The organism is Mesorhizobium sp. LjRoot246 (assembly GCF_964254115.1).
Taxonomy (GTDB): domain Bacteria; phylum Pseudomonadota; class Alphaproteobacteria; order Rhizobiales; family Rhizobiaceae; genus Mesorhizobium.
In genome coordinates this window covers 1,720,775-1,738,833 of the sequence record NZ_CAXUSN020000001.1, presented here as the reverse complement: position 1 = coordinate 1,738,833, position 18,059 = coordinate 1,720,775, and the positions used below count along the sequence as shown (strand labels likewise).

Annotated in this window: 20 protein-coding genes; 10 read left to right on the top strand and 10 right to left on the bottom strand. The window is 63.5% G+C overall.

Features of this window, described 5'->3' with window-relative positions:
- Positions 1 to 10: 10 nt before the first annotated feature.
- Positions 11 to 1,297, bottom strand: a complete 1,287-nt coding sequence (locus ACSQ3L_RS08350) for an MFS transporter (RefSeq protein ID WP_436159511.1) — start codon at positions 1,295 to 1,297, stop codon at positions 11 to 13.
- A gap of 253 nt (positions 1,298 to 1,550) precedes the next feature.
- Complete coding sequence (gene tlpA / locus ACSQ3L_RS08345) at positions 1,551 to 2,240, bottom strand: thiol:disulfide interchange protein TlpA (RefSeq protein WP_436159510.1); 690 nt, start codon at positions 2,238 to 2,240, stop codon at positions 1,551 to 1,553.
- A 35-nt stretch (positions 2,241 to 2,275) separates the two neighbouring features.
- On the opposite strand from tlpA, the gene argH reads away from it, so the two are divergent.
- From argH to lysA, 3 genes are all read left to right on the top strand, one after another.
- Entirely contained in the window at positions 2,276 to 3,676 is a 1,401-nt protein-coding gene (gene argH / locus ACSQ3L_RS08340) for an argininosuccinate lyase (RefSeq protein WP_436159509.1), read from the top strand.
- A gap of 101 nt (positions 3,677 to 3,777) precedes the next feature.
- On the top strand, positions 3,778 to 3,984 hold the full coding sequence (locus ACSQ3L_RS08335; protein WP_436159508.1) for a hypothetical protein: 207 nt from the start codon (positions 3,778 to 3,780) through the stop codon (positions 3,982 to 3,984).
- A gap of 65 nt (positions 3,985 to 4,049) precedes the next feature.
- Positions 4,050 to 5,318 (top strand): diaminopimelate decarboxylase, encoded by a 1,269-nt coding sequence (gene lysA, locus ACSQ3L_RS08330; protein ID WP_436159507.1) that lies wholly within the window; start codon positions 4,050 to 4,052, stop codon positions 5,316 to 5,318.
- A 32-nt stretch (positions 5,319 to 5,350) separates the two neighbouring features.
- Here lysA and ACSQ3L_RS08325 read toward each other — a convergent pair whose 3' ends face one another.
- Complete coding sequence (locus ACSQ3L_RS08325; protein WP_436159506.1) at positions 5,351 to 5,653, bottom strand: ArsR/SmtB family transcription factor; 303 nt, start codon at positions 5,651 to 5,653, stop codon at positions 5,351 to 5,353.
- Between the two features lie 50 nt (positions 5,654 to 5,703).
- On the opposite strand from ACSQ3L_RS08325, the gene ACSQ3L_RS08320 reads away from it, so the two are divergent.
- From ACSQ3L_RS08320 to ACSQ3L_RS08310, 3 genes are all read left to right on the top strand, one after another.
- On the top strand, positions 5,704 to 6,645 hold the full coding sequence (locus tag ACSQ3L_RS08320) for a threonine/serine dehydratase (protein WP_436159505.1): 942 nt from the start codon (positions 5,704 to 5,706) through the stop codon (positions 6,643 to 6,645).
- A 227-nt stretch (positions 6,646 to 6,872) separates the two neighbouring features.
- Entirely contained in the window at positions 6,873 to 9,470 is a 2,598-nt protein-coding gene (locus ACSQ3L_RS08315; protein WP_436159504.1) for a TIGR02302 family protein, read from the top strand.
- A gap of 56 nt (positions 9,471 to 9,526) precedes the next feature.
- On the top strand, positions 9,527 to 9,898 hold the full coding sequence (locus ACSQ3L_RS08310; protein WP_436159503.1) for a glyoxalase superfamily protein: 372 nt from the start codon (positions 9,527 to 9,529) through the stop codon (positions 9,896 to 9,898).
- Here the strand turns inward: ACSQ3L_RS08310 and ACSQ3L_RS08305 are convergent.
- Positions 9,877 to 10,758 carry a LysR family transcriptional regulator gene (locus ACSQ3L_RS08305; RefSeq protein WP_436159502.1) on the bottom strand — a complete coding sequence of 294 codons (882 nt, stop codon included), beginning with the start codon at positions 10,756 to 10,758 and terminating at the stop codon, positions 9,877 to 9,879. The genes ACSQ3L_RS08310 and ACSQ3L_RS08305 overlap by 22 nt on opposite strands.
- A gap of 226 nt (positions 10,759 to 10,984) precedes the next feature.
- Between ACSQ3L_RS08305 and ACSQ3L_RS08300 the strand changes: the two genes are divergently transcribed.
- Positions 10,985 to 11,932: a DMT family transporter gene (locus ACSQ3L_RS08300; RefSeq protein WP_436159501.1), complete on the top strand. Its 948-nt coding sequence runs from the start codon at positions 10,985 to 10,987 to the stop codon at positions 11,930 to 11,932.
- On the opposite strand, the gene ACSQ3L_RS08295 is transcribed toward ACSQ3L_RS08300, so the two are convergent.
- From ACSQ3L_RS08295 to ACSQ3L_RS08285, 3 genes are all read right to left on the bottom strand, one after another.
- Entirely contained in the window at positions 11,933 to 12,304 is a 372-nt protein-coding gene (locus ACSQ3L_RS08295; RefSeq protein WP_436159500.1) for a response regulator, read from the bottom strand.
- A gap of 74 nt (positions 12,305 to 12,378) precedes the next feature.
- Positions 12,379 to 12,921 (bottom strand): hypoxanthine phosphoribosyltransferase, encoded by a 543-nt coding sequence (hpt, locus tag ACSQ3L_RS08290; RefSeq protein WP_056583612.1) that lies wholly within the window; start codon positions 12,919 to 12,921, stop codon positions 12,379 to 12,381.
- A 22-nt stretch (positions 12,922 to 12,943) separates the two neighbouring features.
- Positions 12,944 to 13,588 (bottom strand): hypothetical protein, encoded by a 645-nt coding sequence (locus ACSQ3L_RS08285; protein ID WP_436159499.1) that lies wholly within the window; start codon positions 13,586 to 13,588, stop codon positions 12,944 to 12,946.
- Between the two features lie 192 nt (positions 13,589 to 13,780).
- Between ACSQ3L_RS08285 and ftsE the strand changes: the two genes are divergently transcribed.
- The 3 genes from ftsE (at position 13,781) to ACSQ3L_RS08270 (ending at position 16,287) form a co-directional block, all read left to right on the top strand.
- Positions 13,781 to 14,440, top strand: coding sequence for a cell division ATP-binding protein FtsE (ftsE, locus tag ACSQ3L_RS08280; protein WP_010911739.1), 660 nt, complete (start codon positions 13,781 to 13,783; stop codon positions 14,438 to 14,440).
- Positions 14,433 to 15,428: a cell division protein FtsX gene (locus ACSQ3L_RS08275; protein ID WP_436159498.1), complete on the top strand. Its 996-nt coding sequence runs from the start codon at positions 14,433 to 14,435 to the stop codon at positions 15,426 to 15,428. The genes ftsE and ACSQ3L_RS08275 overlap by 8 nt, the downstream gene beginning before the upstream one ends.
- A gap of 133 nt (positions 15,429 to 15,561) precedes the next feature.
- Entirely contained in the window at positions 15,562 to 16,287 is a 726-nt protein-coding gene (locus ACSQ3L_RS08270) for a YdcF family protein (RefSeq protein WP_436159497.1), read from the top strand.
- Here the strand turns inward: ACSQ3L_RS08270 and ACSQ3L_RS08265 are convergent, their stop codons facing one another.
- From ACSQ3L_RS08265 to ACSQ3L_RS08255, 3 genes are read right to left on the bottom strand one after another with little or no spacing between them, the layout of a single operon-like run.
- Positions 16,288 to 16,953 (bottom strand): pyridoxamine 5'-phosphate oxidase family protein, encoded by a 666-nt coding sequence (locus ACSQ3L_RS08265; protein ID WP_436159496.1) that lies wholly within the window; start codon positions 16,951 to 16,953, stop codon positions 16,288 to 16,290.
- A 26-nt stretch (positions 16,954 to 16,979) separates the two neighbouring features.
- Positions 16,980 to 17,450, bottom strand: a complete 471-nt coding sequence (locus ACSQ3L_RS08260) for a DUF1348 family protein (protein WP_436159495.1) — start codon at positions 17,448 to 17,450, stop codon at positions 16,980 to 16,982.
- A 57-nt stretch (positions 17,451 to 17,507) separates the two neighbouring features.
- Positions 17,508 to 18,059, bottom strand: a complete 552-nt coding sequence (locus ACSQ3L_RS08255; RefSeq protein WP_436159494.1) for a carboxymuconolactone decarboxylase family protein — start codon at positions 18,057 to 18,059, stop codon at positions 17,508 to 17,510.

Here is an 18,059-nt window from a genome sequence, read left to right as displayed (position 1 = left end):
AGCGGCATACTCATCGCCCACCCCGATAGCGTTGCCAGCTTTCTTCGACCGCTGGTTTGAAGCCACTCCGATCGACAAATGCCGCGAACAGCGCCGCCAGCAATGCGAGCGATGCCGATGTGAGCAAGATACCGAGCAGCAGACGGGCCGCGCCTGCCTCTTTGAGGAACAGGCCGGCGATGGTGGCGATGAGCGCGCCGCCGCCGATCGACATCGCGGCGGCCAAACCGGCAGCGGTGCCGGCAAGATCTGCGCGAACCGACAACACGCCGACATTGGCGGTGGGCATCGTCAGCCCGTTGCCTATGCCTATGAACATGCAGGGTATGAAGAACGCCAGAGCGTGAGTGGAGCCCGAGATCGACAGGATCAATCCAAAAAACAGCCCGAGGCAGGTCAGGAGACGGGCAAACACAAGCACAGCACCTCGCGCATGTCCGGACCCGTATCGACCAGACAAAAAACTGCCAAGGATAAAACCGGTCGGAACCATTCCCATATAGAGGCCCAATATCGCGCTTGAGCCGCCGACAGATTCGTTCATGGCCAGCGGAGCGCCTCCAAGGAAGATGTAGAATGTGCCCATCGAGCAGGCCATGCACAGCGTGAAAGCCCAGAATCTCACGGAACCCAGCAACTGCAGATAAGACGCAAGATAGTTGCGCGCCGACTCCTTTGAAGGTGCTGCGGTTTCTCTGAGGTAGCGCATGCAGAAAACCAGCATGGCTGCGCCGAGGACCCCAAGTACGACGAAGATCGACCGCCAACCGAACAACTCGTCCAACACCCCACCGAGCGTGGGTCCGAGCATAGGCGCAATAGCCCACCCCATGGCGGCGTAGCCTATTCTGCTTGTGGCTTCGCGTTCGCCCGATGTCTCCTTGATGATCACGAGCGCGACGGAAAAGCAGGCGGCGATGGATGCTTGCATCATTCGAAAGAGCAAGAAAGCTTCAATACTGGAGGCAAAGGCGCATCCCGCAGACGCAACGATGAAGATTGTCAGAGCCGTCAATACAACCGGCCTGCGTCCAAATCGGTCTGACAATGCGCCTGAGATGAGTCCTGTCAGAGCCGTGACAATCGCATAGCCAGCAACCGAGAAATTGACGAGCGCGAAATCGGCATCAAACTCCACCGCGATCCCGGGTAGCGACGGCAAATAGATGTTCACCGGCAACACCGAGAGGGCCGTAAGGAATACGAGAATGGCATATGGGAGCGATACGGCATTTGGCGCCGAAACCGTCTCTCCGGTTTGCATAGTTGTAGGTTTATTGGATTTGTCGCGCGTCATGGTCTCGCCGTCTTGTCCGGGGGGATTTTCAGAGATCTGACGAGGACCGGCCGAACTGCGGCATAAAAAAAGGCCCCGTCAGGAGCCTGTTTACCGCGCATGGGTGCTTCCGCCGGTGGTTACACCACCCTGCCCATACGCTCTCTTACCACGACAAAGACTGCTTCAAACTTCATGGCAATACAGCTAGTCGGCAATGGACGTGTCGTCAATTGCCGGATCCTCTGCCGCCCCGAGATAGGCGCGACGCGCTCTAGAGGCTCTCGGGCTTGAGCGCCGCCTCGACCAGCCGCCGGGCATCCGGCCCCGACCATTCGGCCGGGCCGTTCATATGGGCGATCAGGCAGCCCTCGCCGTCGATCAGCATGGTGACGGGAAGGCCGAGCGCCAGGCCGCGCGTCTTGAGGTCGTTGAACAGCGCCATCGTCGAATCCCGGTAATAGCCGAGCGTCGCAACGCCGGTATCGGCGAGGAATTTCTTCGGCTTCACATCGTCGCCGGCATCGACATTGACGGCGACCACCTGAAAGGCATCGCTGCCCTTTTCCTTCTGCAGCGCGTCGAGCGCCGGCATTTCGGCGCGGCACGGCGCGCACCATGTCGCCCACAGATTGAGCAGCACCGTCTTGCCGGTATGATCGGCAAGCGTCATCGGCTTGCCGTCCGGACCGTTGAAGGCGAGGCTCTTCAAGGATTGCGGCGGATCGGCCGGTAGAAGCGCCGCGACCTCACCGGTGGCCGAGGCCGCGACCTTCTTGGCACGGTCGCTCTTGGCGGCGCAGGCGACGTCGTCCTTGCTGTCGCCGACGGCGGCTTGTGCCGGTGCATTGTTGCCAGACCGGCTCTCGCTGACATATACCGCGACCGCGCCCGCCAGCGCGCCCGCCATCAAGGCGGCGAGGATCAGGCGCGGGGCCGGGAAGAATCTATTACCGTCTGCCATTTTCTCAAAACTGCTCCGAAGCACGGGTTATAGCCATGAGCGACAAGAAGACCAGCAACCAGATGTGGGGCGGACGTTTTGCCTCGGGTCCGGCCGCGATCATGGAAGCAATCAACGCGTCGATCTCATTCGACCGCAAACTCTATGCGCAGGACATCAAAGGCTCGATCGCCCATAGCGAGATGCTGGCGCAAACGGGCATTATTTCGGCAGCCGATCAAGAAAAAATCGCTCACGGGCTGAACACGATCCTGAAAGAGATCGAGGCCGGCAGCTTCGAGTTCTCGACCAGGCTCGAAGACATCCACATGAATATCGAGGCGCGCCTTGCCGATCTGATCGGCCCAGCGGCCGGCCGCCTGCACACCGCACGCTCGCGCAACGACCAGGTCGCGGTCGATTTGCGGCTATGGGTCAAGGACGAGTGCTTTCGCGTCGCCGAGGCGTTGAAAGCGTTGATCAAGGCGTTGCTGGAGCGGGCCGAGGAGCATGCGGCGACGGTGATGCCGGGCTTCACCCATATGCAGGCGGCGCAGCCGGTGACCTTCGGCCATCACTGCATGGCCTATGTCGAGATGTTTTCGCGCGACCTGTCGCGTGTGCGCGATGCGATCGAACGGATGGACGAAAGCCCGCTCGGTGCCGCGGCCCTTGCCGGCACCAGCTTCCCGATCGACCGCCACCGGACGGCCAAGACGCTCGGCTTCCGCGAGCCGATGCGCAATTCGCTGGACAGCGTTTCCGATCGCGATTTCGCGCTGGAGTTCCTCGGCATGGCCGCGATCTGCGCCACGCATCTGTCGCGGCTGGCCGAGGAGATCATCATCTGGTCGACGCCGCAGTTCGGCTTCGTCAGGCTGTCGGATTCGTTTTCCACCGGCTCCTCGATCATGCCGCAGAAGAAGAACCCCGATGCCGCCGAACTGGTGCGCGGCAAGACCGGCCGCGTCACCGGCCATCTGGTCGGCCTGCTGACGGTGATGAAGGGCATGCCTTTGACCTATGGCAAGGACATGCAGGAAGATAAGGAATCGGTGTTCGATGCCGCCGAGACGCTCGACCTGATGCTGGCGGCGATGACGGGCATGGTCTCGGACATGACGGTCAATGCAGCGGCGATGAAGAAGGCCGCTGGCTCCGGCCATGCGACCGCGACCGACCTCGCCGACTGGCTGGTGCGCACGCTCGGCCTGCCATTCCGCGAAGCGCATCACGTTACCGGCCGGGCAGTAGCGCTGGCCGAAGAGAAAAAGGTGGGGCTGGACAAGCTTTCGCTGGAGGATTTGCAGTCGATCAATCCCGGCATCACGGCGGGCATATTTTCGGTGCTGGCGGTGCAGAACTCGGTCAAGAGCCGCACCAGTTTCGGCGGCACCGCGCCGTCGGAAGTGAGGAAGCAGATCCGCGCCTGGAAAAAGCGACTGGCGAAAGCGTGATCCCGGATATTGGGAGCAGCAATATCCAACAATATCCGGGGTGCAATACGCCGAGAACTCGGCTAAAAGCGGCGGCTGGCAATTTTCGGACGGATGGATCGATGACCGGAAGCAGGATTTTGGTGACGCTGACGCTGCTGGTGGCGATCGCGACCGTCTCGGCCTGCGGCAGGAGGAGCGGTCTCGACACGCCCTATGAGGCGGCCGTGCAGGCGCGCAAGGATGCCTCGAAGGCCCACCAGCCCGTGCCGCCAGAGCCGGAGAAACCGGTCGTGGACAAGAAGTTCATCCTCGACCCGCTGATCTAGAGCCGACGAGACCGGGGCTTTCGAAACCCGATCCCATCGCGCTCCAACTTTCCGGAACCACTCCCGTGAACCATTTCGACTACCGCGACGGCGTGCTGCATGCCGAGGACGTGGCGATACCCGATATCGCCGCACAGATCGGCACGCCGTTCTACTGCTATTCGACGGCCACCTTGACCAGGCACTACCGGGTGTTCGCGCAAGCCTTTGCCGGGCTCGACGCGCTGGTCTGCTACGCCATGAAGGCCAATTCCAACCAGGCCGTCCTGCGCACGCTGGCAAAGCTCGGCGCCGGCGCCGACGTGGTTTCGGAAGGTGAATTGCGCCGTGCGCTGGCCGCCGGCATTCCGGCCGGCAAGATCCTGTTTTCGGGCGTCGGCAAGACCGCGCGCGAAATGGACTTTGCCCTCGCCGCCGGCATCCTCTGCTTCAACGTCGAGTCCGAGCCAGAACTCGAGCTCTTGTCAGCCCGTGCCGTCGCCCTTGGCAAGGTGGCGTCGATCTCGCTGCGCATCAATCCCGATGTCGACGCCAGGACCCACAAGAAGATCTCCACCGGCAAGGCCGAGAACAAGTTCGGCATCCCGTGGCAGCGGGCGCGTCAGGTCTATGCCCGCGCGGCAAAGCTTCCCGGCATCAAGATCACCGGCATCGACACCCATATCGGCAGCCAGATCACAGAGCTGCAGCCCTTCGACGACGCCTTCGCCCTGCTTGTCGATCTGGTCGGCGCGCTGCGAACCGACGGCCATGCCATCGAGCATATCGATCTCGGCGGCGGCCTCGGCATCCCCTACCGCGTCGACAACAACCCGCCGCCGCTGCCCGACGCCTATGCCCAGATCGTCAGGAAGCATGTCACCAAGCTCGGATTGAAGGTCATGTTCGAGCCGGGCCGGCTGATATCAGGCAATGCCGGCATCCTCGTCTCGGAAGTGATCTTCGTGAAGGAAGGCGACGCCAAGAACTTCCTCGTCGTCGACGCCGCCATGAACGATCTCATCCGGCCGACGCTCTACGATGCTTTCCACGACATAAGGCCGGTCGTGCAGCCGCCGGCCGATACGCCACGTATGATGGTCGACGTGGTCGGCCCGGTCTGCGAGACCGGCGATTACATCGGCCTAGACCGCGATCTGCCCAGGCTGAAGGCCGGCGACCTGATTGCCGTCTCCACCGCCGGCGCCTATGGCGCGGTGCAAGCTGGCACCTACAACACCCGCCTGCTGGTGCCCGAGGTGCTGGTCGACGGTGACCGGTTCCACGTCGTGCGTCCGCGCCTGACCTATGACGATCTGATCGGGCTGGATTCGATACCCGACTGGCTCGCCTAGAAGCTGCTAGGGCTGGATACCAGCCCGCAATGCTACAGCCGGTTCTGGATGAGCGCCCTGATATTGGCGATCCTGTCTTCGTCGCGGCGGTAGAACGTCCATTGCTTGATGCGCCTGGCGCTGAGCAGGCCGGCCTGGGTGAGCACGCGCATATGCTCGCTCAGCGTCGCTTGCGTGATGCCGAGTTTTTCGGCGATCAGCAGCGCGCAAACGCCGTCCTCGACCAGATCGCCATCGACCTGGACCCGGAAATGCGCGCGCGGATCCTTCAGCCAGTCGAGGATCTGCAGCCTGCGTTCGTTGGCGATCGCCTTGAAGACATCAACCTCTTGCATTTAGCCATTTTGCCAAGTTACTAATTACTGTCAATCCCAGGGAGAACGCCATGACGAACGGCAACACCGTCACACGCGAGCGCATTGCCGCGGTGGAACCGCGCATCCGCCCCTACATCAGACACACGCCGGTGCTGCGCGTCGACATGGCCGACTTCGACAGGCCGCCGCTGGCCGTCGACCTGAAGCTTGAATGCCTGCAGCATTCTGGCTCGTTCAAGGCGCGCGGTGCCTTCACCAACCTTTTGGAGCGGGCGGTCCCCGAAGTCGGTGTCGTCGCCGCATCGGGCGGCAACCATGGTGCGGCCGTCGCCTATGCCGCCATGCGGCTCGGCCACAAGGCGACCATCTTCGTTCCCGAGGTGAGTCCGCCGGCCAAGCTGGAGCGAATCCGCTCTTACGGCGCCGAGCTGATCGTCGGCGGCGCCCGCTACGCCGAAGCGCTGGCCGCCAGCGAGCGTTTCGCCGAGGAAACCGGCGCCTTGCAAATCCATGCCTTCAACCAGGAGGAAACGCTGGTCGGCCAGGGCACGCTCGGGCTCGAAATCGAGAGTGATTTGCCCCAGATCGACACGCTGCTGGTCGCCGTCGGCGGCGGCGGCCTGATCGGCGGCATCGCCGCCTGGTTCGCCGGCCGCATCCGCATCGTCGCCGTCGAGCCGGAAGGGGCGCCGACGCTGCATCGCGCCTTCGAGGCTGGACATCCCGTTGATGCGCCGACTGAGGGCATCGCTGCCGATTCGCTGGCGCCAAAGCGCGTCGGCGAAATGATGTTCCCGATCGCCGAAGCCTTTGTCGAACGCTCGATCCTGGTCAGCGACGACGACATCATCGCCGCGCAGAAGGCGCTGTGGAACCGGGTGCGCATCATCTCCGAGCCGGGTGGCGCCGCGGCCTTTGCCGCGGTCCTGTCCGGCCGCTATGCATCGGCACCTGGCGAACGCATCGCCGTGCTGGTCTGCGGGGCGAACGCCAACCCCGCAACCTTCTGACAGCAACCATCCGTATGGAACTATAATGGCGGTCTTCACGTTTTTGCAAACTGCCTCGCCTTTGCCGTGTTTGCTGGTATTCTTCGAGTCGTGAGGCGTTGGGCTATCCTGCCCGCCCCACAGCATGATCCCGAAAAGTGGAATCCGGTTTTCGGGACAGATCATGCTCAAGGAGATAGAGCCCCCTCCCGGTTCTTTCGGGACGAAATAGGCTCTAGGAAGGGCCGATGACGGAACGACCCACCTTCAGCAGCGATCGCGGCCTGGCCGGGCGCCTTGCCTTGAGCCGGCTGGCGACGCGGGTCTCGATAATGGTCGAGCGTGGCTGGCCGTTGCTGCTTCCGCTCGTCATCGTCGCCAGTCTGTTCCTCAGCGTCTCCTGGCTCGGCCTCTTCACCCTGCTGCCGGACACGGCGCGCATCGGTCTCGTCGCCGCATTCGCCATCGCGGCATTGGCCGCGCTCTATCCGCTGCGCTTCTTCCGCCTGCCTGGCGCCGCCGAAATCGACCGCCGTATCGAGGCGGCCAATCAATTGTTGCACAGCCCGGTGCTGGTGCAGACCGACCGGCCAAGCGGCAGGGAAAGCAGCTTTTCACAGGCGCTGTGGCGCGAACACCAGAAGCGTATGGCCCGAAAGCTCGACAGCCTCGGCGCCGACTTGCCGCGCACACGCGTGCCGGAACGCGATCCCTGGGGGCTGCGCGCGGTTGCAGCACTTTTGCTCGTTACCGCCTTCGCCTTCTCCTTCGGGCCGACAGGCGGCAGGGTCGGCGACGGGTTCACTGCGCATGGCACGCGCGATGTCGTGCCGCCGCGCATCGACGCCTGGGTCACGCCACCAGCCTACACCGGCAAGCCGCCGATTTTCATGACCGCCGACGCCAATCAGGCGACGCCGACCTTCACCGTCCCCGAAGGCAGCGATGTCTCGCTGCGCGTGACCGGCGGCTCGGGCGAGGAAACCCTTGCCTTTGCCGACAAGAATGGCAATTCCCGCGCCATCGACCCGGCCGGGCCGCAGGCTGCCGCCACGGCCAAGCCGGTGGCAAGCGCGGCGCCGCCGTCCAAGGTGCGCCAGTTCACAGGCAAGCTGACCGGTGACGGCACGCTGACGCTGACATCGGGCGAGGGCCAGCTCGGCCGCTGGGCCTTTGCGGTCATATCGGACAAGCCGCCGCAGATCCGCTTCGTCGGCGAGCCGAAGCGCGCCGCCAATGGCGCTTTCGAGCTCAATTACCAGATCGACGACGATTACGGCGCCGCCACCGCCAAGGCGGTGTTCGCGCTCGCCGATCCGCAGGCGCCCAATGCACATCCGCTGTACGGTGCACCTGAAATGCCGCTGACGCTGCCACGCCGCGGCGGCAAGTCGAACGCAGCCAGGACCTCTAAGGACCTGACCGAGCATGTCTGGGCCGGCAGCAGCATCAAGCTGACGCTGGTTGCCACCGACGATGCCGGGCACACGGCATCGAGCGAGACCAAGACGCTGCTGATGCCGGAACGTCCGTTCGCCAATCCGCTGGCGCGCGCCGTGATCGAGCAGCGCCGCCTGCTGGCGCTCGACGCCAAGGCAAAGCCGCGGGTGCTTGACCTGATGGATGCCATCACGCTGCGTCCGGAAGACACGTTCGACAACATGTCCCACTACCTCGCCATCATGAGCGCCCGCAGCCGGCTGAAAATAGCCGACAGCGACGATCAATTGCGCAACGAGGTCTCCTATCTCTGGGAAATCGCGCTCGGCATCGAGGAAGGCAATCTCTCGGCCGCCGAAAAGCGGCTGCGCCAGGCGCAGCAGGCGCTGCAGGACGCCATCAAGAATGGCGCCAGCGACGCCGAAATCGAAAAGGCGATGAAGGAACTGCGCGAGGCGATGAACCAGTTCCTGCAGGAATTCGCGGAGCGCGCCAAGCAGAATCCCAACGCCCCGCAGATGCAGCAGAATGGCCAGGAACTGCGCCAGAGCGACATCGACCGCATGATGGACCAGATCGAGAACCTGGCGAAGTCGGGCGATCGCGACAAGGCCCAGCAATTGCTGTCGCAACTGCAGGACATGATGAACAATCTGCAGGCCGGGCGTCAGCAGCAGGGCGGCCAGCAGGACAGCGAGATGCGCCAGCAGATGGACAAGCTCGGCGAGATCCTGCGGCGCCAGCAGGAGATGATGAACGACACCTTCCGCATGGACCAGATGCAGCGCGGCGAGCGCCAGCGCGGACAGAACCGCGACGAACAGCTAGGCGAAGGCGGCGGCCAGGATGAGGACGAGCCGGGTGTCGGCGAGGACCGCGATCCGCTTGCCCGGCAAAAACCGATGACGCCGCAGGAATTCGCCGACGCGCTGAAGCAGCTGCAGCAGGGCCAGGGCCAGCTGAAAAGCGACCTCGACCAGCTGAAGAAGGGGCTCGAAGGCATGGGCATGGAGCCCAATGAAGGATTTGGCGAGGCCGGCAAGTCCATGGGCAATGCAGAACAGGCGCTCGGTGAGGGCGAAGGCGATGAGGCCGTCGGCCATCAGGGCCGTGCGCTGGAAGCGCTTCGCAAGGGCGCCAAGGACATGATGAAGCAGATGCAGGCCATGCAGGGCGACCAGGGCGGCAGCGAGGAAGGCGGCCGCCAGCAGAATGCCGATCGTGACCCGCTCGGCCGGCCGCGCGCCAGCCAGGGTCCCGATTTCGGCGATTCGGTGAAGGTGCCCGACGAGATCGACGTGCAGCGTGCCCGCCAGATTCTGGAAGCGATTCGCAAGCGGCTCGGCAATGCGCTCAGTCCCGACATCGAGCGCAGCTATCTCGAACGGCTGCTCGAGCTGAAATAGGAACTGCCGACCCGCCTCCATCCCACCCGATAACCCTCTCGGACGGTTGCACCACCATGCCCAGACTTGGCGCTGTCATACCCGTTCTGCGCATTTTCGACATTGCCAAGGCGCGTGAATTCTATGTCGGCTTCCTCGGCTTCGAGGTGCAGTGGGAGCACCGCTTCGACGACAACGCGCCGCTTTACATGGCGGTCGTCCGCGACGGCTGCGTCCTGCATCTTAGCGAGCATCACGGCGACGGTGCGCCCGGCATTGCCGTGCGCATCAAGGTCGAGGACATCGCGACACTGCATCGCGAGTTGATCGGCAAAAAATACCACTTCGCCAGGCCGGGCCTGGAAGAAACGCCGTGGAAGACCCGCGAGGTATCGGTCGCCGATCCATTCGGCAACCGCCTGACCTTCTATGAGGAGGTGAGAGACTGACTGAGCCTGTTGACGAACGCATCGCGGATTGCCTCCTGCATGCCGTCGATCGCCTCGCCTGACGCATTCGGGCTGCGGTGCATCACCACATTTGAGGAATCGATGGCGCCGAACCCGTCCGCGGTCGTCAGTTCACGGCAGCCGTCGGGAATGTTGCTGCGCGAAATCGGCGCGATCGCCAGTCCGGAGGTGACGGCGAGCTTGAGGCCGCCGGTGGTGTCGCTGGTATAGGCGACACGATAGGCAAGATTGCGCTGCTCCAGCGACTTGATGGCGAAGTCCTTGCACCAGCCGGCCCGGTTGTAGAGCGCGATCGGCACCGGCTGTTCCTCATGCATGTGATGCAGGGTCGACGTCACCCACACTGTAGGATCGTGCATCAGTACTTCGCCGCCGGCGGGATCCTGCCATTCGAACACCACGCACAGATCGAGTTCGCCGGCTGCGAGCGCGGCTATCTGTGCCCCCGAATGCGCATAGCGCACGGTGACCTCAACCTGCGTGTGACGCTTCGAAAAGGCGCCGAGCGCGCGCGACAGGATGGCGTGGCCATACTCCTCGGGAATGCCGATGCGCACCGGCCCGCCAAGCGGCGCCGCCGCCATCGACGCCGCCGTCTCGTCGAGCAGCGAGACGATGCGGCGGGCATTGACGATCAGTTCGCCGCCACGCCGCGTCAGCGCGACGCCGCGCGAACCGCGCTCGAACAGGCTGTCGCCGATCAGCTCTTCGAGCTTCTTCATCTGCATCGACACCGCCGACTGGGTGCGACCGGCCTGCTCCGCCGCCCTGGTGAAATTACCTGCCTCGGCAATCGCCACGAAGGTGCGCAGGAGATCGCTGTCGAGGGTCGGCCGCATGAAAGTCCGCCATAAGGAAATTTGATTGCTGGTATCATTCCAATTCGTTTGCAACATGTCAAACGGCGGATGATAGTCGCTTTCCCCATTGGATATGCGGCTGCGAAATCAGCCGCGGACCAATTCGAAGAGTCCTCACTCATGCCCGCTGCCCGAAACGGTGGCGGGTTCTTTTTTCACTTGCAGCAAGCGTGCTTGCGGTCGCGGTACTGGAGCCTGGAATCCTATGCAGAATCGGATGGTACGCGGCATCCTGAGCCTGTGCCTCGGCGTGCTGGTCTTCTCGCTGCAGGATCCGCTCGTCAAAGCGGTGTCGAGCGGTTATCCGGTGACCGAGGTGATGGCGATCCGTTCGATCGTTGCTCTGCCGATCCTGATTGTTCTGGTCAATGCCGATGTCGGATTGGCGGCGATCCTGTCGAAGCGATTCGGCATGCTGACGATGCGTGCCTTCATCCAGTTCACCTCCTATACGGTGTATTATCTGGCTATCGCCGCCTTGCCGCTGGCCGACGCGGTGGCGCTCTATTTTATGGCGCCGCTGTTCATCATGGTGCTGGCCGGGCCGTATCTTGGCGAGCGCGTCTCCTGGCGGACGCTGGCGACCGTGCTGATCGGGTTGTTGGGGGTCCTGGTAATGCTGCGCCCCGGCGCCGGGCTGTTCGACTGGGCGGCGTTGCTGTCGCTGGGCTCGGCGGCGCTTTATGGTTTTTCGCAGTTGATGGCCCGCAAGATCGGCGATACCGAATCGTCCACCGTCATGGCCTTCTATCAAAACGGCGCCTATCTGGTTGGCGCCGCCGCGGTGGCCGGCGCGCTTCACCTGGCTGGCATTACCCACGCCGTCCACCCCAGCCTGGAATTCCTGGTGCGGCCCTGGTTATGGCCGACGCTGCCGGATTTTCTCAAGATGGCGGCCTGCGGTTTCGTCGCCTCGGCCGGCATGATTCTGCTGTCGCAAGCCTACCGGATAGCGCCGGCCAACCGCGTTGCCACCTTCGAATACACCGGTATCCTGTGGTCGCCGCTGTGGGGTTTCCTGTTCTTCGCTGAAATACCACGGTCGACGACCGTGATCGGTGCAGCCCTGATCATCGGCGCCGGCCTGCTGGCGCTCAACGCCGAACGGCGCAAGACTGATGCACCCGCGCTCGCTGCTACCGATCCAGCCTGATCAAGCGAAGCAGATCAGCGCCCGTTCGACGCGTGAGCGGATTTCGGCGAGCGTGAAGGGCTTCTGCACGACATCGAGGATGATGCCGTTCAATTCCTCGGCACGCTCGCGCTGGTCGGCATAGCCGGTCATCAGCATGATTTTCATCGACGGGAAGAGCGTTGCCGCCGCAATCGCCATCTCGATGCCGTTCATCTCCGGCATGCGGATGTCGGAGACGACAAGATCATAGCCGCCACGCGCGGCCTGGATCAGCGAAAGCCCTTGCGCGCCGTCCGCCGCGATATCGATTGTGTGCCCGGCACGCTCAAGCGCGCGGGCGGCCAGGGTGCGGACGGACTCATCGTCCTCGACGATCAGAAGCTTTGCCATAGCCCGCATATTTGGCCGGGAAAAGTTGACTTTTCCTGAAAGTGGGGAGGGTCAACAAACCTTTTTGAAGTCGCTCACACGTCGCCCTTGACGACGCCGACGAAGGGCAATTCGCGAAAGGCGTGGGCAACGTCCATGCCGTAGCCGACGACAAAATAGTCTGGGCAGTCGAACCCGACATAGTCGGCATTGAGCGCGGTCTGGCGGCGCATGCGCTTGTCGAGCAGCACGGCGATGGAACAGCTTTTGGCGCCTCGCGAAAGCATCAGGTCGCGGGTAAAACTCAGCGTCTTGCCCGATTCGAGAATGTCGTCGATCAATAGCACGTCGCGGCCGGCGACCTCATTGTCGATGTCGCGCAGCACCCTCACCTCGCCGCTGGTGGTACCGGCGCCGTAGCTGGAAATGAAGATGAATTCGACCTCCGGCGACAGGCCGACATCGTGCATGGCGCGGATGAGATCGGCGGCGAAGATAAACGAGCCCTTCAGCACCGAGATCACCAGCAAATCGTGATAGTCGTGGCCGGCGATCTCCTTGGCGAGCTCAAGATTGCGTCGGGCGATCGCCGATGCCGAAAACAGGACTTCGATGTCCTTGCCGCGTACGATGGGCATGGTTCTTCCCCGGTGATCGCGCCTACTGCGCGAAAGTGACCGAAACGGTTCTTACGCCGTTTCTAGGCACATCGAGCCGGCTGGCAAAGCCGAATCTTTCGCCGGACGCCAGCGCGCGGCCGGATGTCCCCAGCGTATAGCGGATCGTGCGCCCGTCATTGCCGGTCACCCGGATTTCGAGCGGCGGCAGTTGCACCGGTTTCGTCCCGTCATTGGCGGCCTCGCCATCGACGAACAGCGCGGGGTTCGGCCCGGAAGCGTCGACGCGTGATTTGACGCCCGAAATGCTAAGCGCTGACGTCTGCGCACTGGACAGGAACGGAGCCTGGCGCACCAACGCATGCCCGCCGGAGACCCAGAAAGCGGCCAACGCGGCGCCGATGCCGGCGATCCAGAAGATCGGTCCGCCGCGCGACGCCGGCGGTCGTTCCGCTGGGGTCTCGGGCTTGCGTAGCATGTCCATGCCCTCGATAGACGGCGTGATGATGGCACGCGGCAGTGGCGACACGCTTTCCACGGCAGGAGCAACGCGCGGCATCACCACGTAGTCGGCATCGACGATGTCGGCGGCCGAACCACGCATGAACCGGTCCGCCGCGGCAATTGCCGCCGGATCGGTCATGATTTCGCCGGAAACCGGGCGCGCGGTTCGATCGTCAGCCATCATGGCCCCAGCATTGCAGCACGTGTTCGCTTTTCGTTTCTTTTGCGTAAACACAAATGGTTAACGCTTCCCCACCGGAGCCCTCGTGACGAGCCGAAACAGCCCAGGAATTAACCGCCGGTTAACCATGCCGGCCGATGGTCTTTACCCAGAACAGGCCGGTTCGCCGCCGTGCCGAATTTCAGGTCGCCGCAATTGATTCGCTTCGAAAATGTCGGCCTCCGCTATGGCATGGGTCCGGAAATCCTCCGCGACATCTCCCTGCACATTCCGGAGCGCTCCTTCCAATTCCTGAGCGGGCCTTCGGGCGCCGGCAAGACGACCTTGCTGCGCCTGCTGTTCATGTCGCTGAAGCCGACGCGCGGGCTGATCACCATCTTCGGCAAGGACCGCTCGCGCATCTCGCGCACCGAACTGCCGCATCTCAGACGCCGCATCGGCGTGGTGTTCCAGGATTTTCGCCTACTCGACCACATGACCACCTACGAGAATGTCGCGCTGCCGCTGCGCGTGCGCGGGCGCGAGGAGGCGAGCTACCGGACCGATGTAACCGAGCTGTTGAAGTGGGTCGGGCTGGGCGAACGCATGCACGTGCTGCCGCCGGTTCTGTCCGGCGGCGAGAAGCAGCGCGCGGCGATCGCGCGCGCGCTGATCGAGCAGCCGGAAATCCTGCTCGCCGACGAGCCGACCGGCAATGTCGATCCGCCGCTGGCGCGACGCCTGCTGCGGCTGTTCATCGAGCTCAACCGTCTCGGCACCGCCGTGGTTATCGCCACCCACGACCTCGGGCTGATGGAACAGGTCGACGCGCGCCGCATGATCCTAGCCGGCGGAAGGCTGGACATCTATGACTGAGTTGTCCGCCGAACATCTTGTAGAACAAGAGCAGGGCGCCGAGGCGACCGCGGCAAAGCCGCGCGCCCAGCGCCGGATGGCGCCGATCGTGCCGGCACAGAACATCGCCGGTCGAGCGCTAGTGCTGGTCATCGCCATCATGACCTTCCTGTCCTGCCTGACCTTCGGCGCGGTGACGCTGGTGCGCGACACGGCTTCCGTCTGGGAGAACCAGATTTCGCGCGAGGCGACGATCCAGATCAAGCCGGTCGACGGCCTCGACATGGAGGCGGCCCTTGCCCAGGCCTCTCAGATCGCCGGCGAATTCCCCGGTGTGAAGGCGACCCGGATTATCGATCGCGAAGCGACCGCGCGGCTCCTGGAGCCGTGGCTGGGCTCTGGCCTCAACATCGACGAGCTGCCGGTGCCGCGCCTCATCATCGTCACCATCGACGAGAGCAGCCCGCCCGATTTCGCCGCCATGCGCGCCGCGATCACGCCGAAACTGCCGAGCGCCTCGCTCGACGATCACCGCACCTGGGTCGACCGGCTGGTGGCCATGGCGCGCACCACGGTGACCATCGGCATCGCCGTGCTGGCGCTGATGCTGTCGGCGACGGTGCTGACCGTGGTGTTCGCCACGCGCGGCGCCATGGCCGGCAACGGCCACATCATCGAGGTGCTGCATTTCGTCGGCGCCGAGGCGCGCTTCATCGCACGCGAATTCCGCCGGCATTTCCTGGTCACCGGCATGAAGGGAGCGGCCGCCGGCGGTACCGCTGCAGTGTTCGTCTTCATCGTCTTTTCCTGGTGGTCGTCGCGCAACATGGCGACGCCGCAGGCCGACCAGGCGACCGCCCTGTTCGGCAATTTCGCCATCGGTTCGGCAGGCTATCTCGGTGTCGTGTTAATGGTGCTGGTGATCGGCGGGCTGACTGCGGCAACCTCGCACGCCACCGTCGTCGCCTATCTCAGCGACATCGACGTCCGCCAACCGGATGCAGGCTAATTCATGTCGCCCAAAAGTGGGAACCGGTTTTGGGACAACGACATGGATAAAACAGGGTGATCACGGATGGAGAATTCGCGTAACGCAAAGTGCGTCTTTTACCTACCCAAGGCCTCATTTGAGGGTTAACCATATGGCGATGGACGCGCGGGATTCGACCGATACGGCTGGACAGATGCCAGTGGTGGGTGCCCGTTCGCGTGACCGCCGCACGGTGAGTCGTCTGGGCGCCGCGTTGCGTATGTCCGCTCTCTTCGTGCTCGTCCTCGCAACTTTGTTTGCCGGCGGCTTCGGCTGGTTCGCCAACAAGGTCAGCCATCTGACGACGCCAGCCAATCCGGCCAGGGCAGACGCCATCATTGTACTTACAGGCGGTCAGTCCCGCCTTGATGCCGCGATGGATCTGCTGGCGTCCGGCAAGGGCGCGCGGCTGCTGATCAGCGGCGTGCATCCCTCCGCCAGCCGTCGCCAGCTGCAGGCGGCGACCGGTGGTGACGTCAGGCTGTTCTCCTGCTGCGTCGACATCGACCGCGCCGCGCTCGACACGATCGGCAATGCCGAGGAAAGCGCCAAATGGGTCGAGAGCCACGCCTACGGCACGGTGATCCTCGTCACAAACAATTACCATATGCCGCGCAGCCTGCTCGAAATGGGCCGGTTGCTGCATGGCGCCAAGCTTGAGCCCTATCCGGTGGTCAATTCCAACCTCGACAAGGGCGGCTGGCTGACCAAGCCGCGGGCGTTGCGCGTGCTGTTTACCGAATACAACAAATATTTGCTCGCGCTGGCGCGCGGCATCGTGCCGGTCAAGCCGACGCCCAGCGGCATCGCGCTGGCCGAAACCGCGTCCGGCGGCTGATCATTCCTCCGCGGTGTCTACCTCGGCGGCAGCACCTGCCCTGGCGGCAGTGACCGAATTCCCCTTGAGCCTTGCGATCTCCTGTTCAAGGCGCTCGATCCGCTTGTCCCGCTCTGCAAGAGCCGCAGCCACGTCGGCCGCCTCGAACCGTTGCGGGATATGCTGCGGGCAATTGGCGTCCCAGGCAGAGACCGTGAACAAGATGACCTGCTCAGGGCGGGCCTTGTAGTCCTGCGGCATCAGTTTTGCCATCAGCTCGGCGTCGTTCTCGACGACGCGCGCCGTACCCCAGATCTTGATGCGCTGGCGGTGCATATAGTCGATCAGGAACAGGAACGCCTTTGGATTGTCGGCCAAATTGCCCTGCGTGACGAACTGCCGGTTGCCGGAGAAATCCGCGAAGCCGATCGTGTGTTCATCCAGCACCTTGAGGAAGCCGGCCGGCCCGCCGCGATGCTGGATGTAGGGCTGGCCATCGCCATTGGCCGTCGACAGGAAGGCGCTGGTCTGCATCTCGATGAAGGCGGCAAGGTCAGGCGTGATGACGGCTTGCCAGCCGCCACGCTCCTCGACACGGGCATAGGACTGACGCGAGCCCTTGCGGGCCTGGATCGCCTTGACTGTCGGCGTGAAGGCCACGTCGCTGGTGAAAGCATGCGCGTTCATCGAAAGCCTCCTTGTCCGGGACGATCTCAAAGCCCGAGTTCAGACAGTGACGGATGATCATCCGGCCGCCGACCGAGCTGCCAGTGATATTTGCGATCGGCCGCACCGATCGGCAGGTCGTTGATGCTGGCGATGCGCAGGCGCATCAGCCCCTGCTCGTCGAATTCCCAGTTCTCGTTGCCATAGCTGCGGAACCATGAACCGCTGTCGTCATGCCATTCATAGGCGAAGCGTACCGCGATGCGATTGCCGTGGAAGGCCCAGACCTCCTTGATCAGCCGGTAGTCGAGTTCCCTGCTCCATTTGCGCGTCAGGAAGGCCTGGATGGCATCGCGCCCTTGCAGGAATTCGGCGCGGTTGCGCCAGCGGCTGTCCGTTGTGTAGGCGAGCGCAATGCGAGCCGGATCGCGCGAATTCCATGCATCCTCGGCCATGCGCGCCTTCCGCGCTGCGGTCTCGGCGGTGAAGGGCGGAAGCGGCGGGCGGCTTTCAGACATGGGGTTCCTCTGCGGCATGAAGGACGGGCCGGCGGACACCACCGGCCCTGTCCGCATTCATGCAGCTTCGCGGGTGGAAACAACCGGAAAATCGATCTCGGTCCGGGCAACCTCGTTGATATAGTTGGTCCAGACATTCAGCGCGACGTGCTGAACGATCTCGATGATCTGCCCGTCATCATAGCCCGCCAGCCTTACAGCGGCGAGGTCTTCATCGGCGACATGCCCGCGGCTTTGCGCAACCTTGGCGGCAAAACGCACCGCCGCGGCCGCCTTGGGATCCATGGAACCGCCATGGCGGTTGGCGATCATCTCGGCGTCGTCGAGCTTGGCGAGATTCTTGCCTAGGTAGCTGTGCGCGGAAAGACAATAACTGCAGCCATTGATCTCGGCGACCGCCAGCGCGATGCGCTCGCGCGTCGGCGCCGGCAGCCGGCCCTTGGCCAGCGCACCCGACATCCCGAGATAGCCTTCGAGCGCGGCTGGACTGTTGGCGACCATCCGAAACAGGTTCGGCACGACACCGAGCTGTTTTTCCACGGCCTGCAGCATGGGCTGCGCGGCTGCGGGAGCGGTGGCGACGGACGAAGGCGTGGCGATGCGGGGCAT

Excerpts from the sequence above, each read along its gene's own strand:
- ACSQ3L_RS08350 (WP_436159511.1), bottom strand. The coding sequence starts at position 1,297 with ATGACGCGCGACAAATCCAATAAACCTACAACTATGCAAACCGGAGAG.
- tlpA (WP_436159510.1), bottom strand. The coding sequence starts at position 2,240 with ATGGCAGACGGTAATAGATTCTTCCCGGCCCCGCGCCTGATCCTCGCC.
- argH (WP_436159509.1), top strand. The coding sequence starts at position 2,276 with ATGAGCGACAAGAAGACCAGCAACCAGATGTGGGGCGGACGTTTTGCC.
- ACSQ3L_RS08335 (WP_436159508.1), top strand. The coding sequence starts at position 3,778 with ATGACCGGAAGCAGGATTTTGGTGACGCTGACGCTGCTGGTGGCGATC.
- ACSQ3L_RS08325 (WP_436159506.1), bottom strand. The coding sequence starts at position 5,653 with ATGCAAGAGGTTGATGTCTTCAAGGCGATCGCCAACGAACGCAGGCTG.
- ACSQ3L_RS08320 (WP_436159505.1), top strand. The coding sequence starts at position 5,704 with ATGACGAACGGCAACACCGTCACACGCGAGCGCATTGCCGCGGTGGAA.
- ACSQ3L_RS08315 (WP_436159504.1), top strand. The coding sequence starts at position 6,873 with ATGACGGAACGACCCACCTTCAGCAGCGATCGCGGCCTGGCCGGGCGC.
- ACSQ3L_RS08310 (WP_436159503.1), top strand. The coding sequence starts at position 9,527 with ATGCCCAGACTTGGCGCTGTCATACCCGTTCTGCGCATTTTCGACATT.
- ACSQ3L_RS08305 (WP_436159502.1), bottom strand. The coding sequence starts at position 10,758 with ATGCGGCCGACCCTCGACAGCGATCTCCTGCGCACCTTCGTGGCGATT.
- ACSQ3L_RS08300 (WP_436159501.1), top strand. The coding sequence starts at position 10,985 with ATGCAGAATCGGATGGTACGCGGCATCCTGAGCCTGTGCCTCGGCGTG.
- ACSQ3L_RS08295 (WP_436159500.1), bottom strand. The coding sequence starts at position 12,304 with ATGGCAAAGCTTCTGATCGTCGAGGACGATGAGTCCGTCCGCACCCTG.
- hpt (WP_056583612.1), bottom strand. The coding sequence starts at position 12,921 with ATGCCCATCGTACGCGGCAAGGACATCGAAGTCCTGTTTTCGGCATCG.
- ACSQ3L_RS08285 (WP_436159499.1), bottom strand. The coding sequence starts at position 13,588 with ATGATGGCTGACGATCGAACCGCGCGCCCGGTTTCCGGCGAAATCATG.
- ACSQ3L_RS08275 (WP_436159498.1), top strand. The coding sequence starts at position 14,433 with ATGACTGAGTTGTCCGCCGAACATCTTGTAGAACAAGAGCAGGGCGCC.
- ACSQ3L_RS08270 (WP_436159497.1), top strand. The coding sequence starts at position 15,562 with ATGGCGATGGACGCGCGGGATTCGACCGATACGGCTGGACAGATGCCA.
- ACSQ3L_RS08265 (WP_436159496.1), bottom strand. The coding sequence starts at position 16,953 with ATGAACGCGCATGCTTTCACCAGCGACGTGGCCTTCACGCCGACAGTC.
- ACSQ3L_RS08260 (WP_436159495.1), bottom strand. The coding sequence starts at position 17,450 with ATGTCTGAAAGCCGCCCGCCGCTTCCGCCCTTCACCGCCGAGACCGCA.
- ACSQ3L_RS08255 (WP_436159494.1), bottom strand. The coding sequence starts at position 18,059 with ATGCCCCGCATCGCCACGCCTTCGTCCGTCGCCACCGCTCCCGCAGCC.